Annotated in this window: 14 protein-coding genes; 7 read left to right on the top strand and 7 right to left on the bottom strand. The window is 62.2% G+C overall.

Annotation, left to right across the window (positions count from 1 at the left end):
* Nucleotides 1-2: 2 nt before the first annotated feature.
* Together IE188_RS05970 and IE188_RS05965 are read right to left on the bottom strand one after the other, a co-directional pair.
* Nucleotides 3-1,208 (bottom strand): DegT/DnrJ/EryC1/StrS family aminotransferase, encoded by a 1,206-nt coding sequence (locus tag IE188_RS05970; protein WP_191285559.1) that lies wholly within the window; start codon nt 1,206-1,208, stop codon nt 3-5.
* A 39-nt stretch (nt 1,209-1,247) separates the two neighbouring features.
* Nucleotides 1,248-1,940 carry an HAD-IA family hydrolase gene (locus IE188_RS05965; RefSeq protein WP_191285558.1) on the bottom strand — a complete coding sequence of 231 codons (693 nt, stop codon included), beginning with the start codon at nt 1,938-1,940 and terminating at the stop codon, nt 1,248-1,250.
* A gap of 130 nt (nt 1,941-2,070) precedes the next feature.
* On the opposite strand from IE188_RS05965, the gene glmU reads away from it, so the two are divergent.
* Genes glmU through IE188_RS05950 form a run of 3 tightly spaced genes read left to right on the top strand, consistent with a single transcriptional unit; the run spans nt 2,071 to nt 5,923 of the window.
* Nucleotides 2,071-3,426 (top strand): bifunctional UDP-N-acetylglucosamine diphosphorylase/glucosamine-1-phosphate N-acetyltransferase GlmU, encoded by a 1,356-nt coding sequence (glmU, locus tag IE188_RS05960; protein ID WP_191285557.1) that lies wholly within the window; start codon nt 2,071-2,073, stop codon nt 3,424-3,426.
* A gap of 2 nt (nt 3,427-3,428) precedes the next feature.
* A complete protein-coding gene (gene glmS / locus IE188_RS05955; RefSeq protein ID WP_191285556.1) occupies nt 3,429-5,249 on the top strand; it encodes a glutamine--fructose-6-phosphate transaminase (isomerizing) in 1,821 nt (606 codons plus the stop codon).
* On the top strand, nt 5,246-5,923 hold the full coding sequence (locus IE188_RS05950; RefSeq protein WP_191285555.1) for a DNA alkylation repair protein: 678 nt from the start codon (nt 5,246-5,248) through the stop codon (nt 5,921-5,923). The genes glmS and IE188_RS05950 overlap by 4 nt, the downstream gene beginning before the upstream one ends.
* Here the strand turns inward: IE188_RS05950 and IE188_RS05945 are convergent.
* The 4 genes from IE188_RS05945 to IE188_RS05930 all read right to left on the bottom strand — a co-directional run bounded on the left by IE188_RS05945 (nt 5,920) and on the right by IE188_RS05930 (nt 9,427).
* Complete coding sequence (locus tag IE188_RS05945; protein WP_191285554.1) at nt 5,920-6,120, bottom strand: DUF3955 domain-containing protein; 201 nt, start codon at nt 6,118-6,120, stop codon at nt 5,920-5,922. The two genes, IE188_RS05950 and IE188_RS05945, sit on opposite strands and share 4 nt — an antisense overlap.
* A gap of 85 nt (nt 6,121-6,205) precedes the next feature.
* The gene (locus IE188_RS05940) at nt 6,206-7,216 is read right to left on the bottom strand and encodes a hypothetical protein (RefSeq protein WP_191285553.1); all 1,011 of its coding nucleotides are present in this window, start codon (nt 7,214-7,216) and stop codon (nt 6,206-6,208) included.
* A 91-nt stretch (nt 7,217-7,307) separates the two neighbouring features.
* A complete protein-coding gene (locus IE188_RS05935) occupies nt 7,308-8,876 on the bottom strand; it encodes an AMP-binding protein (protein ID WP_191285920.1) in 1,569 nt (522 codons plus the stop codon).
* 83 nt (nt 8,877-8,959) lie between these two features.
* Nucleotides 8,960-9,427 (bottom strand): D-galactarate dehydratase, encoded by a 468-nt coding sequence (locus IE188_RS05930; protein ID WP_191285552.1) that lies wholly within the window; start codon nt 9,425-9,427, stop codon nt 8,960-8,962.
* Between the two features lie 94 nt (nt 9,428-9,521).
* On the opposite strand from IE188_RS05930, the gene moaA reads away from it, so the two are divergent.
* A complete protein-coding gene (gene moaA, locus IE188_RS05925) occupies nt 9,522-10,529 on the top strand; it encodes a GTP 3',8-cyclase MoaA (protein ID WP_191285551.1) in 1,008 nt (335 codons plus the stop codon).
* A gap of 12 nt (nt 10,530-10,541) precedes the next feature.
* Here the strand turns inward: moaA and IE188_RS05920 are convergent, their stop codons facing one another.
* Nucleotides 10,542-11,705, bottom strand: coding sequence for a M20 aminoacylase family protein (locus IE188_RS05920; protein ID WP_191285919.1), 1,164 nt, complete (start codon nt 11,703-11,705; stop codon nt 10,542-10,544).
* A 202-nt stretch (nt 11,706-11,907) separates the two neighbouring features.
* Here IE188_RS05920 and IE188_RS05915 point away from each other — a divergent pair, with 202 nt between their 5' ends.
* The 3 genes from IE188_RS05915 to IE188_RS05905 all read left to right on the top strand — a co-directional run bounded on the left by IE188_RS05915 (nt 11,908) and on the right by IE188_RS05905 (nt 15,594).
* Nucleotides 11,908-13,623, top strand: a complete 1,716-nt coding sequence (locus IE188_RS05915; protein ID WP_191285550.1) for a peptide ABC transporter substrate-binding protein — start codon at nt 11,908-11,910, stop codon at nt 13,621-13,623.
* A 65-nt stretch (nt 13,624-13,688) separates the two neighbouring features.
* Nucleotides 13,689-14,690 (top strand): ABC transporter permease, encoded by a 1,002-nt coding sequence (locus tag IE188_RS05910; RefSeq protein WP_191285549.1) that lies wholly within the window; start codon nt 13,689-13,691, stop codon nt 14,688-14,690.
* Entirely contained in the window at nt 14,683-15,594 is a 912-nt protein-coding gene (locus IE188_RS05905; protein ID WP_191285548.1) for an ABC transporter permease, read from the top strand. Before IE188_RS05910 ends, IE188_RS05905 begins: the two co-directional genes overlap by 8 nt.
* Nucleotides 15,595-15,657: the final 63 nt, after the last annotated feature.

Here is a 15,657-nt window from a genome sequence, read left to right as displayed (position 1 = left end):
CCCTACTCCACCCGTTGATACAGCTTCAATACGACATCCCGAATGATCCGGGCGATCAGGGCACAATCGTCCAGGCTGAAGGTCAGCGGCAGGCGCAGGTCAAGGATCCCGCACAACACGCGATCCGTCGCGGGCATTGCAGGTGCATCGACATAGCGCCAACTGTCATAGCGGCTGGTGAAACCCTGAGGTTCCGCGCCACCAAACCACTTCAACTCCACTCCCCGATCCGCACAGCGGCGCACCACGTTCAGCACATCCTCCTCGGCCCAATCCAGAAGCAGAAACTGGAAGGATGACATGACATACTCTTCCTTTGCGGGGCGTTCGATAATCGTTAAACCGGGCGTCTCGCGCAAACCGTCTTCAACCACGCGATAACGCGCGTTCCACGCAGCACAGTTCTCGAACAGGTTCGCCAGTTGCGGCCGCAGGATCGCGGCACGCAGATTGTCCATCCGGCCCGAGATGTTGGGGGTGACGAACTTCACCCGTTCAAACGCCTCGGGCGGCGGTCCTGCCAGATGCCGGTCATAGAGCATATAGCTGCCCGACAACACAATCGCCCGCGCCATCAGGTCGGGATCGTCCGAGATCAGAAGCCCCCCCTCGCCGGAATTTGCGTGCTTGTAAGTCTGGGTTGAATAGGCCGCCATCGCGCCGTGCCGTCCTGACAGGGTGCCATTCCAGCGCGCGCCCATCGTATGCGCGCAATCCTCGATCACCGTGACACCGGCCGCATCCGTGATCGCCATCAGCCGGTCCATGTCGCAGATATGCCCCCGCATATGGCTGAGCAGTAGCACTTTGGGCGCATCCGGCGCGGCGAGCTTCTGTTCCAGATCCGCAAGATCAATGGTCAGCGCCTCGGTTACGCCAACGAACACCGGCACGGCCCCCACCGACGCAATTGCGCCCGGCACAGGAGCCAGGGTGAAGGCGTTGGTCAACACCCGATCCCCCGGCCCGACCCCCACCGCGCGAAGTGCAGTGGCTATCGCATAGCCGCCCGACGCCACCGCCAGCGCGTATTTCGCCCCCATCAGCGCGGCGAATTCCTGCTCCAGCAGCGCGGTTTTTGACACCTCGCCCTCGGCCACGTTATAGCGATGCAAACGCCCGTGGCGTAGCACGTCCAGCGCGGCCTTAATCCCCTCGTCCGGGATGGGTTCCTGCTGCGTGAAATTGCCGGTGAATCGCTCGGTCATGGTCCGAGCCTGCGCTGGCTTGGGCGCGGCGTCAACGTATCACCCGATCAGGTCAGCAACAACTTGATCCAGATCGTCGAAATGATCCAGCATCGCTTCGGGGACCAACCGCGCCACCCCCGGGCCTTCCGGCCCAAATCCCACAAGGATGCACGGCACGCCCGCCGCCCGCGCCGTCAGCCTGTCGGTTTCGGTGTCGCCCACCAGCAGCGCGCGGGCCGGATCACCGCCCGCCTCCCGCGCGGCTGCCATAAAGGGCGCGGGGTCCGGCTTGCGGGTCGGCAGGGTATCGGCTCCGATGATCGACGTGAACCGGTCCAGAATGCCCAATCGCGTCAGCAAGAGCCGCGCCAGCCCCTCGGGCTTGTTGGTGCAGATGCCCACCGCGTATCCCGCCGTATGCAGCCGGGCCACCGCCTCCAACGCGCCCGGATACAAGCGGGTGTGCCGGTCGATATCATCCTCGTAGGCGATCAGCAGGTTGGGAAATTCGCGCTCCACGTCCGCCTCGTTGACCGTTCCGCCATTGACCCGCGAAAACCCCAGGCGCAGCATCGCGCGGCCACCGTGAAAGGCGGTCAGTTGGTCAGCGCCCGCATCCAGCACCTCGCCATGTCCCAACGCGGTGAAACAGGCGTTCGCCGCCGCGATCAAGTCGCCCGACGTATCCGCCAAGGTGCCGTCCAGATCGAAAATCACCGTGCGCCGCCCCGGCGCTGCGTTCTGTGCCATGTCGTTTTCTGCCTTTGGATTTCCCACGCAAAGCCTGTAACCTCGCGTAAGGTTAATTGAACAGCTTTCGCTTGCGAGCCGCGCCCCAAGGGGTAAAACGGGCGAAAAGAAATTGAAAGAGCAGATAGACATGGCGACCGCCCTGATTGTCCTTGCCGCTGGCAAGGGAACACGGATGAATTCAGACCTGCCGAAAGTGATGCACGAGATTGCGGGCGCACCGCTGTTTGCCCATGCGCTGGCCTCGGGCGCGGCCTTGTCGCCCGAACGCACGGTGCTGGTCGTGGGCCACGGGGGCGAGATGGTCGAAGCCGCCGCGCAGGACCTCGACCCCGACATCGCCGTCGCCGTGCAGGAAGAGCAACTGGGCACCGGCCACGCCGTGCAACAGGCGCGCGCCGCATTAGACGGGTTCACGGGTGACGCCATTGTGCTTTACGGTGACACGCCCTTCATTCGACCCGAGACTTTGGACGCGATGGCCGCTGCACGGGTGCAAGGCGCCGATGTGGTCGTGCTGGGGTTCGAGGCCGCAGACCCTGGCCGCTATGGTCGGCTGGTGGTCAAGGGGGATGCGCTGGACCGGATCGTGGAATACAAGGACGCATCGGATGAAGAACGCGCCATAACCCTTTGCAACAGCGGCGTTATCGCGGCAGACGCCACGCTCTTGTTCGACCTGCTGGACGCGGTTGGCAATGACAATGCGGCGGGCGAATACTATCTGCCTGACATCGTGGAAGTCGCCCGCGCCCGAGGCCTGAGTGCGACCGTCGTCACCTGCGACGAGGCCGAAACCCTTGGCATCAACTCGCGTGCGGAACTGGCCGCAGCCGAGCAGGTGTTTCAGACCCGCGCCCGCGACGCTGCTCTGGAAGATGGCGTCACGCTGATTGCCCGCGACACGGTCTATTTCGCTCATGACACGGTGATCGGGCGCGACACGGTGATTGAACCCAACGTGGTGTTTGGCCCGGGCGTGACGGTCGAAAGCGGGGCGCGCATCCGGGCGTTTTCGCATCTGGAAGGCTGTCACGTGTCACGCGGCTGTATCGTCGGCCCCTATGCCCGCCTGCGTCCCGGTGCCGAACTGGCCAATGACGCACGGGTCGGGAACTTCGTGGAAATCAAGAATGCCCAGATCGAAGATGGCGCGAAAGTCAACCACCTGTCTTATGTGGGCGACGCGCGCGTGGGCGAACATGCCAATATCGGCGCGGGCACCATCACCTGCAATTATGACGGGGTATCCAAGCACCATACGGACATCGGCGCGCGCAGCTTCATCGGTTCGAACACTTGCCTGGTCGCGCCTGTTTCCGTCGGGGACGAGGCCATGACCGCGACCGGCACCGTGGTCACCAAAGATGTGCCGGCAGGTGCCATGGCCGTGGGCCGCGCCAAGATGGAGGTCAAACCCGGCCTTGCCGTCAAACTGTTTTCAAAACTCAAGGCTGCCAAGGCCAAGCGCCAGGAAGGATCCTGATCATGTGTGGTATCGTAGGCGTTCTGGGCAATCACGAAGCCGCGCCCATTCTGGTCGAGGCGCTGAAGCGGCTGGAATATCGCGGATATGACAGCGCAGGGATTGCAACGATCAACGATGCGGGCCAATTGGACCGCCGCCGCGCGGTCGGCAAACTGGTGAACCTGTCTGATCTGCTGGTCCACAACCCGCTGGCGGGCAAATCCGGCATCGGCCACACCCGCTGGGCCACTCATGGCGCACCCACGACGGAAAACGCCCATCCGCATCAGGCGGGGCCGGTCGCGGTGGTGCATAACGGAATTATCGAGAATTTCCGCGATTTGCGCACGAAGCTCGCCGAAGAAGGTATTGAATTCTCGACCGAAACCGACACCGAAACGGTGGCCTTGCTGGCCCAAAGCCATGTTGCACGCGGCAAATCCCCACAAGAGGCCGTCGCCGCCACGCTGGCCGAACTGGACGGCGCCTTTGCGCTGTGTTTCCTGTTTCATGGGGACGACGACCTGATGATCGCGGCCCGCAAAGGTAGCCCGCTTGCCATCGGTCACGGGGATGGCGAGATGTTCGTCGGCTCCGACGCCATCGCCCTGGCCCCGATGACCGACAAGATCACCTATCTTGAAGAAGGCGACTGGGCCGTGATCACCCGCGCGGGGGCCGAGATTTACGACGCCGAAGGTCGTCGTGCCAACCGACCGATGAAGCGCGTGCAGCTGGACGCAGCGCGGATCGAGAAAGGCGGATACAAGCATTACATGGCGAAGGAAATCGCCCAGCAACCCACCGTGGTGGGCGAGGTGCTGAACGCCTATGTCAAAGGCGATCAGATCGCCATGGACCTGGGCGGCATCGACTTTACCGGTGTGGATCGCCTGTCCATCGTCGCCTGCGGCACCGCCTATTACGCCGGGCTGGTCGCAAAATACTGGTTCGAACGCTATGCCCGGCTGCCCGTCGACATCGACGTGGCGTCGGAATTTCGCTATCGCGAAGCGCCCTTCGCGCCCAAAACCTTGGGCGTCTTTGTCAGCCAGTCGGGCGAAACCGCCGACACGCTGGCAGCCCTGCGCTACTCGGCGGGCAAGGTCGACAAGATCGTCAGCCTGATCAACGTCCCCGAAAGCTCGATCGCGCGCGAAAGCGATGTGGCGGTGGAAATTCATGCCGGGCCGGAAGTGTCGGTCGCCTCGACCAAAGCGTTCACCTGCCAGTTGACCTGCTTTGCCATCATGGCACTGAAAGCGGCCCATGACCGTGGGCATCTGGACGACGACGCACTTGCCGCGCATTTGGCCGACCTGCGCCAGTTGCCGGGCTTGATGAGCCACGCGCTGACCATCGACACCGCCACGAAAGAGATTGCCTCCAAGCTGGCTGAGGCACGCGACGTGCTGTTTCTGGGCCGTGGGCAGATGTTCCCGCTGGCACTGGAAGGTGCATTAAAATTGAAAGAAATTAGCTACATACATGCCGAAGGTTATGCGTCAGGTGAATTGAAGCACGGCCCCATCGCGTTGGTCGACAAGGCCACGCCAACCGTGGTGATGGCCCCGCATGACGGGCTGTTCGACAAGACCGTGTCAAACATGCAAGAGGTCATGGCCCGCGGCGGGCGCGTTGTGCTGGTATCGGACGCACGCGCAGCGAAAGAGGCCGGCGACGGCGTCTGGCAGACACTGGCCCTGCCCGAAGCACCCGAGCTTGTGCAACCGATCCTCTATGCCATCCCCGCGCAACTGTTGGCCTATCATACCGCGATTGCCAAAGGCACCGATGTGGACCAGCCGCGCAATCTGGCCAAGTCGGTCACGGTCGAATGACGTTGGACGAGGCGCTCTCTGCCCTACGCGGTTGCACCGAAGACGGCCGCGCCGAGGGCATGACCGCCTATCACAAACAAACACGCGAGGTGCTGGGCATCCCGAACCCGGCGCTGAATGATCTGACCAGAAGCTGGCGACAAAGCCTGTCGGTCGTGGAGCGCGTGGCGCTGGCCGATCAACTCTGGCAGACCGACATTTTTGAAGCCCGCATCGCCGCCGCCAAACTTCTGACCCAAGCCCGCCTGCGCCCGGATGACACCACCTGGACACTGATTCAAAGCTGGGTGCCCGATTTCGACAGTTGGGCGATTGCCGATCATGCCTGCATGGCCGGGCAGAAGCGGCTGCTCGCCGACCCGACCCGCATCGACACGGTCGAGGCCTGGACCCGATCCGACCATATGTGGACCCGCCGCGCCGCACTGGTCATCACCCTGCCCTGGACCAAACAGAACAACCCGAAGCCCGACGAACTTGCCGTGCGCGATCGCGTCCTTGGCTGGGCGGCGGGTTACGTCGAGGATCCCGAGTGGTTCATCCAGAAAGCCATCGCCTGGTGGCTGCGCGATCTGTCCAAACACGACCCCGACCGCACCCGCGCTTTCCTTGAGGCACATGGCGAGAAGATGAAAGCCTTTGCCCGGAAAGAAGCGGGGAAATACCTAGCCTAACGGGTCGCCCGCAGCACGAAAGACAGGACAAGGCAGATCAACCCGACAATGCCCAGGAGCACCGACAAGGGCAGAAAGAAGCTTTCCTGAAGCACGCCACTGTCATCCAGGTCGCCGTAAAACGTCCGCTCGGCCAACCCTGAGGCGACCGCAAAAACCAGGGCCACCAGACCGACTGTGCGCAAGAGTTTTTTCATCCTTCTTCCCTTTCCGAAGTGGCTGGCACAGGCATTCGAGCGGCAGATTGCTCGGTCCGATGGTCTTCCTCAGAGGACCTGTCGCTCATGTCCATTTGAACCATCTCGTCAGCTTTGATGGTCGGTCGCGCTTTGGCGCTTTCGGTTCTTCATCTGCCTTCGCGCCCCTCATTTCAGCCTTTAACTCTTTGATTGACGTGCGAATGGCATCGCTCAGATGTGAAACATGCATGCCACGTATGGGCGCGTCCTGTAACAGCAGCTCGGTCTTGTGCAGGGGCCACCCAATCAACGCGGCAAGGTCCGTGGCGTAACCACTGGGCATCATTTCGTGGTCACCTGCCTGCCGCTCTGTCCAATCATCGGTGGTCTGAAGCGCGGGCGCCAGGCTGTCGCGGACCTTTTGTGCCAGATCGTGACTCATACCGGCCGCGTTCAGAAGTCGAAAGATCTCGACGTCCACGGCATCCACGGATTTCGTGTTGAAGCGTTTGTCCGGCAAAGCAATGCCGTCAAACAAACTCGCACCAACAATGTCTCTGAACGCGCGGACGCTGTCCGTTTCTTCATGCGCCAACACCTGCAACTTGACACCAAACAGCGCGCGGTAGAATCGGACGAGAAACTGATAGTCAAAAAGACCGAGCCGCCCGGATATATACGTGTTGTAAGAAAGTTTGTTTCGCTGGTTGCACGTCATCTCGCGATAGAAACTGACGCGATAATCAGCGATGTTGCGCAGATACAGGACACCAAGCGCGTCACCATAGCCCATTGCCTTGAGGTCATTCACCACGCGCATCAAATGTCGAAGCGAAAAAGGTGAGCTCCAGACTTCGGATGACAGGATCAAGATATCGGCGTCTAAGGCTTCGATCTCATCAATCAGTCGCTGCGGTGTGGCGTCGTCTTTCAAAGATCGGAAATTCAAGAACATCTCGGAATGGCGATGACCGGTCTTTCGTTGAGCGCTCGTCACGGAGGCCGGATAGAGGATACCACGCTCAAGCAGTTGTGAGCGATGGTCAAACAGGTGATTCTGGATCGATGACGTTCCGGTTTTGTAAGTTCCGAGGTGAAAGATTACCTTTTTCATATCACCCAGACCGTTTCTGGCGTGCTTTCGGTTGTCTTGCACCTTTGCCGACTCAAATGTGGTGGCTGATCATTCTTGGGTCCAAGGTCGTTCATTCACGCAACGTCCTTCGCATGATCTTGCCGGTCGCCGTCATGGGCAGTTCGGCGACGAACTCTACATAGCGAGGGGCGACGTGAGGGCTGATCCGGTCGCGCACCAGTTGGATCAGCGCGTCGGCCAAGCCCGCCTGTTTCGCCCCGTCACGCAGCACGACGACGGCTTTCACCGCTTCGGTGCGCACCGGGTCGGGCACGCCGATGACCGCCGCCATGGCCACATCGGGATGGGTTTGCAGGCAGTTTTCGACCTCGCTTGGCCCGATACGATAGCCGGCCGAGGTGATCACGTCGTCGTCCCGGCTGGCAAAGGTGAAATAGCCATCTGCGTCACATACCCCCAGATCACCGGTACGCATCCAGTCGCCATCGAATTTTGCCGCGGTCTTGTCAGGCAGGTTCCAGTAGCGCAGGAACATCACTGGATCGCCCGCGCGCACGGCAATTTCGCCCATCCTGCCGGGGGGGCACGGTGTGCCATCCGCGTCGATCACGGCCACCTCATGACCGGGAACCGGCTGGCCCATGCTGCCCGGTTTGACCGCCATCGCACCCGCCACCGAGGACAGTACCAAATTGCATTCGGTCTGGCCGTAAAATTCGTTCACAGGGGCACCCAGCACATCACGCGACCAGTCCAGAAGCCCGGCCCCAAGGCTTTCGCCGCCGGACCCGATTGATCGAATATCAATACCCGCCGGGGGCGCATCTGACTGGCGCATGAGTTTTAGCGCGGTGGGCGGCAGGAACAGGTTACGGATCTTCTGGTCTGCTATCAGCGCATAGGCGGCAGCGGCGTCAAACTTGCGCATCCGGTGGCTGACGATGGGCACGCCGAAATACAGAAATGGCAGGGCCAGATCCATCAGTCCGCCGATCCAAGCCCAGTCCGCTGGTGTCCACCCCTTGTCGCCGGACTGGGGGAAATCCTCGTTATAGGTCTCGACACAGGGCAGATGACCCAACAGGAACCGATGTGCATGCAGCACCCCCTTGGGCGGCCCGGTGGTGCCCGAGGTATAGATCATCACCGCCGGATCCTCGGCCAGGGTGTTGACGGGCGTGGGCAAGGGGTCGGCAGCCGCGATGTCGGCCCAGAAATCACGCGCACCGGGTGACGTGGTCGTGGTGAAAACGTCGGCCAAGTTCGGCAGGTCGTTTCGAATCTCGTCCAGCTTCGGCAGGCTGTCAGCCTCTGTGACCACGATCCGCGCGCCACTGTCGGACAGACGATAGGCCAGCGCATCCGCGCCGAACAGGGTGAACAAGGGCAGCACCACCGCGCCTAGCTTGTAGGCCGCGAAATGAGAGATCAGAACCTCTGGCCCCTGCCCCAGCAGCACCGCAATCCGGTCGCCTTTCTGCACTCCACGGGCACGCAGCACCGTCGCCAGTCGGTCCGAGGCATCTTTCAACGCACCGAAGCTCCAGTCATGCGCGGTGCCGTCAGGCGCCACATGGGTCAGGGCAACGCGGGTTGGATCCAGCGCCGCCCAACTGTCACAGCAGCGTTCGGCGATGTTGAACGCCTTGGGGATGTCCCAGACGAACCTGTCCCGCATCTCGTGCCAGTCGCCCCAATGCGCGATCAGCTTGCGGGCCCGTCCGTGGGCCAGCCAGTCCGCATCAGACGGGGGCGATAGGGTCACGAGCCAAAGACAACCAGTTCATGCAGGCCCGAGATGTCGAGGTCCAGCAACTGAAGCGTCGACAGCGATACGCGGCTGCCGCCACCCGTGGCAGGCCGCAAGGTGACTTTCACCGTCCGGCCCGTCGCTTTCGACTGCACGCGGCCCTGCATTTCAGACGAGACCAGGGGCGTTTCAACCCAAAACCCCGGCGATGTGGGGTCGCCCAGACTGGCCACGGTGACCCCCAGTGATCCAGCGGCCACATTCGGCGCAGTGGTCGCGGCGGCCATCCGGTCTTCGTCCGTGGCGGTGTCCAGCTCGTCCACCGTGATCGCGTCGTCCGGCGGCGGTGGCGGCAGGTCGTCACGAAAGGTGGGCTGGGTCTGCAAATGCGGTGGGCGGGGCATGATATTGTTCATATCCAGACCGGAACACCCGGCCAGGGTCAGACAAATCGCAGGCACAAGAATGACATGTTTCATATCCGCAGCGTGGCGCAATTCTTGCGCCGTTTCAACGGCAGAATTTACCTTGCCGCGACTTGCGCGCCGGTTCGCCCGCGCTTAGGTTCAGGCCATGAACACCTCTCGTCTTGTCGATCCGTTCCAGCGGCCTGTCACCTATCTGCGTTTGTCCGTTACGGACCGGTGCGATTTCCGCTGCACTTATTGCATGTCCGAGAACATGACCTTCCTGCCGAAGAAAGACCTGCTGACCCTGGAGGAACTGGACCGCGTCTGTTCCGCCTTCATCGGCCTTGGTGTGCGCAAGCTGCGCATCACCGGGGGCGAACCACTGGTGCGCAAGGGAATCATGGGCTTTTTCGAAGGCATGGGTCGCCATCTGGACAGCGGCGCGCTGGACGAGTTGACCTTGACCACCAACGGGTCGCAACTGCATCGCTTTGCCGATGACCTTTACGCGGCAGGGGTGCGGCGGGTGAACATCTCGCTCGATACGCTGGACGCAGACAAGTTTGCGCGCATCACGCGGTGGGGTCGCCTGCCGCAGGTCATGCGCGGCATTGACGCGGCCTTGGCGGCGGGTCTGAAGGTCAAGATCAACGCCGTCGCGCTGAAAGGCTTCAATGACAGCGAGTTGTTCGATCTTGTCGACTGGTGTGCGCAAAAAGGCCTGGATCTGACCTTTATCGAGGTCATGCCCATGGGCGATATGGGCGAGGAAGACCGCCTGGATCAATACTGGCCCCTGTCCGACCTGCGCGCACAACTGGCCGAACGTCTGACCTTGACCGAACTGGACGAGACGACGGGCGGTCCAGCGCGTTACCTGCGGGTCAAGGAAACCGGACAGAAAATCGGCCTGATCACGCCGCTGACCCATAATTTCTGCGAAAGCTGCAACCGTGTGCGGATGAGCTGCACCGGCCAGCTTTACACCTGCCTTGGCCATGACGGCATGTCAGACCTGCGCGCGCCCCTACGCGCCTCGGAAAGCGATGCGGTGCTGATCGACGCCATCCATGCCGCCATCGGACGCAAGCCCAAGGGCCATGATTTCGATTATTCCCGGCAGGGGGTGCAGGGGCAGACGATCCGGCACATGAACCATACGGGCGGCTGATCGCCACGCGCGTCAGGTCAGGGGCATTCGCTGCTCGACCACCTCGACCCACCACGAACAGCCCTGCGGGATGATCTCGTCGTTGAAATTGTATTCGGGGTGGTGAACCATCGCCGTGTCGCCGTTGCCGACAAGGATATAGGCGCCGGGTCGTTCTTCCAGCATATAGGCGAAATCCTCGCCGCCCATGATCAGGGGCGCGTCCTCGCAATTGCCCGCAACTGCCCGAGCGGCCTCTGCGGCGAACGCGGTTTCCCGGTCATGGTTCACCATCACCGGATAGTTTCGTTCGTATCGCACTGTGACCGTGCCACCAAACGCCGCCGCGATGCCGTTGCAGATCGCATAAACCCGGTCTTCGGCCAGATCCCGAACATCATTTGACAGCGTGCGCACCGTACCGAGAAGATGAGCTTCTTGCGGTATCACATTGAATGTATTCGAACTTGTCTGGAACGATGTGACAGAGACAACCACCTGATCGGTGGGGTCGGCACTGCGCGAGGCGATGGTCTGCAAGGCCTGCACCGCCTGCGACGCCATCACCACCGGGTCAATCGTTTCATGCGGCTTGGCGGCGTGCCCCCCGCGCCCTTCGAATCGGATATCCAGCAGGTCTGTCGCCGCGAAAAACGGGCCGGGACGGATCGCAAACGTGCCTGCGTCATGGCCCGGCCAATTGTGCATGCCATAAACTTCCTGAATGCCGAACCGGTCCATCAACCCGTCCTCGCACATCACACGCCCGCCACCACCGCCTTCTTCGGCGGGTTGGAAGATCACGATGCAGGTGCCATCGAAATTGCGCGTCTCGGCCAGGTATTGCGCCGCCCCCAGCAACATCGCGGTATGCCCGTCATGGCCGCAGGCATGCATCTTGCCGGGAGTGGTCGAAGCATAGTCCAGCCCCGTCGCCTCGTCGATCGGCAGAGCGTCCATATCAGCGCGCAAGCCGACCACCCGCCCCGCGCTGTCACTGCGCCCCTTGATGACGCCGACCACACCCGTGCGCCCGATGCCTTCCACCACCTCGTCACAGCCGAAGGCGCGCAACTTATCAGCCACGATCCCGGCGGTGCGGTGCGTGTCGAAAATCAGTTCCGGGTGGGCGTGAAAATCGCGCCGCCAGGCGGTGATGTCATCTTTCAACTCGTGAAATCGGTTCCTGATCGGCACGACGCGCCCTTTCTGCTGATCGTAACATTCGGGTTTGGCTGAAGGCATTCGAATCCCTGCCGCCTGTCTGACAATGCGAGGGTTCCCGATCCGGTTCAACTGTCCAGCCCATTCGGACGGGATATTTCGGGCATATCCGTGCGCGATGACGTGACTTTACTATGCGGCGGCGGTATGGGTTTTCGCCAAGGGGGTGACAGAGATGACCAACAACAAAGGGTTTTCCCGGGGATGGGCGGCGGCGTTCGTCATGACACTGTTGCCGGTCGCCGCCAGCGCCGAACGCGGGGCCTCGGGTCATCTGGACATCCTGTATTGGCAAGCGCCAACCATCCTGAACCCGTATCTGTCCAGTGGCCCGAAAGACATCGAACCCGCCTCGCTGGTCTTGGAACCGTTGGCGCGTTACGATGAAACAGGTGCCATGGTGCCCTGGCTGGCCGCAGAGATGCCGACCCGCGCCAATGGCGGCATTTCCGAGGATCTGACGACGATCACCTGGACGCTGCGCCCTGACCTATACTGGTCAGATGGCACAAAGGTCACCGCAGATGATGTTGTTTTCACGGCAAAATACTGCATGACACAGGAAGGTGGCTGCCAACAGGCGGGCAAGTTTTCCGACGTGACCGCGGTCGAGGCACTGGACGCCCTGACCGTGCGCCTGACCTTCGCCGCACCGAAACCCTTTCCCTATGGCCCGCTGGTCGGGGTTGAAACACCGATCCTGCAAAAGGCGCAATTCCTGCCCTGTCTGGGGGGCGCCGCGCAAAGCTGCACCACCCAGAATACCGCGCCCATCGGCACCGGACCCTATCGGGTCACGGAATTTCGGGCCGGCGATGTCGTCGCCTTTGCCGCCAACCCTCATTATCGCGACCCTGACAAACCGGGCTTTGCAACTGTCACGATCAAGGGCGGCGGCGACGCGATCAGCGCGGCGCGGGCCGTGCTGGAGACAGGCGAGGCAGATTATGCCTGGAACCTTCAGGTGGACCCCTCTGTTCTTGACGCCATGGCAGATGGTGGCATGGGTCAGATCATCCGGTCCTTTGGCACGCCGGTGGAGCGGCTGATGATCAACCGCACCGATCCGTCGCCCACGCTTGGCGCGCGGCGCTCGACCCGCGAAGGCGGAGCGCACCCGTTTCTGACCGACCCTGCCGTTCTGAAGGCCATGTCGCTTGCCATCGACCGCGCGGCGGTTGCCGCGTTGGGCTATGGCGCGGCGGGCAAGCCGACGTGCGATATTCTGCCCGCGCCTGCGATCTATGCCTCAAGCGCCAATGACGACTGCCTGACGCAAGACCTTGAACAGGCGCGCCAGATTCTGGAAAACGCCGGTTGGGTCGACGCCGATGGCGATGGCGTGCGCGAGAAGAACGGCATCCGCCTGTCAGTGCTGTTCCAGACCTCGATCAACCCGGTGCGGCAGGACACGCAGGCGCTGTTGAAATCGTGGTGGGCCGATATCGGCATCGAGACCGAGTTGCGCCAGATCGACCCGTCGGTGTTTTTTGGCGGCGACCCGGCCAGCCCGGATACGTTCCAGAAATTCTATGCCGACATCCAGATGTTCACCAATTTCTTCCCCGGCACCGACCCCGAGGCGTATCTGAACAACTGGACCTGCAAGGGTATCCCCGAACCCGCCAATTCATGGCTGGGGTTCAACATCCCGCGGTATTGCAACCCAACCTATGACGCGCTGGCGGCGGAGTTGGCGAAAACCTCGGCCCTGGAAGACCGGGCGGCGATCGCGCGGCAAATGAACGATATGCTGATGCAAGCCGGAGCGCTGATCCCGCTGGTGCATCGCGGCGATGTCTCGGCAATCTCGAACACGCTTCTGGGGGTGAAAATGAACTCCTGGGACAGCGAGCTTTGGAACATCGCGGACTGGACCCGCGCCAGATAAGACCGCTAGACTGAACGCGACACCCGTCCCATGGACGCAGACATCAAAAGAGCGCAGGTCGTGCCATGTTTACCTATACGCTGCGACGACTTGCCTTTTCCGTTCCGCTGCTGATCGCGATCAGCCTTGTGATTTTCCTGCTGATCGACCTGGCCCCCAACGATCCCACCGCCAGCCTGCCCCTGACCATCCCGGACGAGGTTCGTGACCAGATCCGCACCGGGCTTGGCCTGGATGCGCCGACCCATGTGCGCTATCTTCTGTGGTGCAAACAGTTTTTTGTGAACGAACCCCTGAACCTTCTGGATGGCCTGATCGGGCGGGACAGCGACAGGATGCGACTTTTGAGCTGGTCGACCCATGCCCCGGTGGCGGACCTGATCGCCCAGCGCCTGCCCCAGACCCTTTGGGTGGTCGGGTTGTCGCTGGTGATCGGTCTGTTGATCGCGCTGCCGGTGGGCATCTTGTCGGCCCGCAGGCCCTATGGCTGGGTGGATCAACTGGGCACTTTCGCGGCGATGGTCGGCTTTTCGGTGCCCAGCTTCTTTCTGGGCGTGCTGCTGATCCTGCTTTTTTCCGTGCATCTTGGGTGGCTTCCGTCGATTTATGACACCACGCTTCGGGTTGCGGACTGGCACAGCTTCACACTCCAACTGCGCCAGATGGTCATGCCTGTCACCGTGCTGGCCCTGTTCAACGCCGCCCAGTTCAGCCGCTATCTGCGCGCGTCGATGCTGGACACATTGCATCGCGATTTCATCCGCACCGCACGCGCCAAGGGGATGAGCGAGCCGCGGGTGCTGCTGGGTCATGCGCTGCGCCACGCGATGGGGCCGGTCATCACCGTGCTGGCGCTGACCATTCCGCAGGTCTTTGCCGGCGCGATCGTGACCGAGCAGGTGTTTCGCGTGAACGGATTGGGGCAGCTTCTGATTTCGGCCATCCATGGCGGCGACCTGCCACTGGTGCAGACGCTGACCTTCCTGTTTGCCGTGCTGATCGTTGCGTTCAACCTGTTGGCCGACATCGCGCATGGGCTGCTGGATCCCCGGCTCCGCTATGACTAGGGTCGCCGCCCCCCTTCCTGCCAAAGCGCGCCGGTCGCGGTTCTGGCGGCGCTTCGTCGCCCATCGTGGTGCGGTGGCGGGACTGGTTCTGCTATCTGCCATTGTCGGCGGGGTGCTGATCGGGCCGTGGCTGTGGCCACTGGACCCGGCACAGATCGACATTGCGGCGCGCTCACAACCTCCCAGCCTGGCCCATCCGCTTGGAACCGACCAGCTGGGGCGCGACCTGCTGGCGGGGCTGATGGCCGGGGGGCGGGTGTCGCTGCTGGTCGGGCTGGTCGCCATGGGGCTGGCGGTCGGGCTTGGCACGCTGGTCGGGGTGCTGGCGGGCGTTCTGCGCCGCTGGGATGCGCCGCTGATGCGTCTGACCGACCTGTTCCTGTCCCTGCCGCTTCTGCCCCTGCTACTGGCCGCCATCATGCTGTGGCGCGACAGCCTTCGGGCGCTACTGGGTCCGGAGATCGGCATTTTCCTGTTGATCGTGGGCGCGATCGGGCTGACCAGTTGGATGCAGACCGCCCGGATCGTCCGCGCCGAGGTTCTGACCCTGCGCGAGCGCGAGTTTATCCTTGCCGCCACCGCCCTTGGCACGCGCCCGTTTGCGATGATCCGCCGCCATGTCCTGCCCAACATTCTTGGCCCGATCCTTGTCTCGGCCACATTGGGCGTGGGCCATGCCATCCTGACCGAAAGCGCGCTGAGCTTTCTGGGGCTGGGCCTTCCGTCCGATGTGCCAAGCTGGGGACGGATGCTGTATGACGGAACCAATTACATGACCGTGACACCTACACGGGCCATCTGGCCCGGACTGGCGATCACCCTGACCGTGCTTGGCGTAAATTATCTGGGCGATGGTCTGCGCGACGCGCTTGATCCGCGTTGGATCCGTCCTGTCAGGCGTTAAAAAGAACGCCGATACGGTTCGTTCACCTGTGAAGCAACGCCCGTTTGACTGCCCCGTCACATC

The sequence above is a fragment of the Aliiroseovarius zhejiangensis genome, assembly GCF_014656375.1.
In the GTDB taxonomy this organism is placed as follows: domain Bacteria; phylum Pseudomonadota; class Alphaproteobacteria; order Rhodobacterales; family Rhodobacteraceae; genus Aliiroseovarius; species Aliiroseovarius zhejiangensis.
This window is presented reverse-complemented; position numbering and strand designations above follow the sequence as displayed.

What these genes read in the sequence shown, in the direction of transcription:
- IE188_RS05970 (WP_191285559.1), bottom strand. Translation starts at nt 1,208, where the DNA reads ATGACCGAGCGATTCACCGGCAATTTCACGCAGCAGGAACCCATCCCG.
- IE188_RS05965 (WP_191285558.1), bottom strand. Translation starts at nt 1,940, where the DNA reads ATGGCACAGAACGCAGCGCCGGGGCGGCGCACGGTGATTTTCGATCTG.
- glmU (WP_191285557.1), top strand. Translation starts at nt 2,071, where the DNA reads ATGGCGACCGCCCTGATTGTCCTTGCCGCTGGCAAGGGAACACGGATG.
- glmS (WP_191285556.1), top strand. Translation starts at nt 3,429, where the DNA reads ATGTGTGGTATCGTAGGCGTTCTGGGCAATCACGAAGCCGCGCCCATT.
- IE188_RS05950 (WP_191285555.1), top strand. Translation starts at nt 5,246, where the DNA reads ATGACGTTGGACGAGGCGCTCTCTGCCCTACGCGGTTGCACCGAAGAC.
- IE188_RS05945 (WP_191285554.1), bottom strand. Translation starts at nt 6,120, where the DNA reads ATGAAAAAACTCTTGCGCACAGTCGGTCTGGTGGCCCTGGTTTTTGCG.
- IE188_RS05940 (WP_191285553.1), bottom strand. Translation starts at nt 7,216, where the DNA reads ATGAAAAAGGTAATCTTTCACCTCGGAACTTACAAAACCGGAACGTCA.
- IE188_RS05935 (WP_191285920.1), bottom strand. Translation starts at nt 8,876, where the DNA reads ATGCGGGACAGGTTCGTCTGGGACATCCCCAAGGCGTTCAACATCGCC.
- IE188_RS05930 (WP_191285552.1), bottom strand. Translation starts at nt 9,427, where the DNA reads ATGAAACATGTCATTCTTGTGCCTGCGATTTGTCTGACCCTGGCCGGG.
- moaA (WP_191285551.1), top strand. Translation starts at nt 9,522, where the DNA reads ATGAACACCTCTCGTCTTGTCGATCCGTTCCAGCGGCCTGTCACCTAT.
- IE188_RS05915 (WP_191285550.1), top strand. Translation starts at nt 11,908, where the DNA reads ATGACCAACAACAAAGGGTTTTCCCGGGGATGGGCGGCGGCGTTCGTC.
- IE188_RS05910 (WP_191285549.1), top strand. Translation starts at nt 13,689, where the DNA reads ATGTTTACCTATACGCTGCGACGACTTGCCTTTTCCGTTCCGCTGCTG.
- IE188_RS05905 (WP_191285548.1), top strand. Translation starts at nt 14,683, where the DNA reads ATGACTAGGGTCGCCGCCCCCCTTCCTGCCAAAGCGCGCCGGTCGCGG.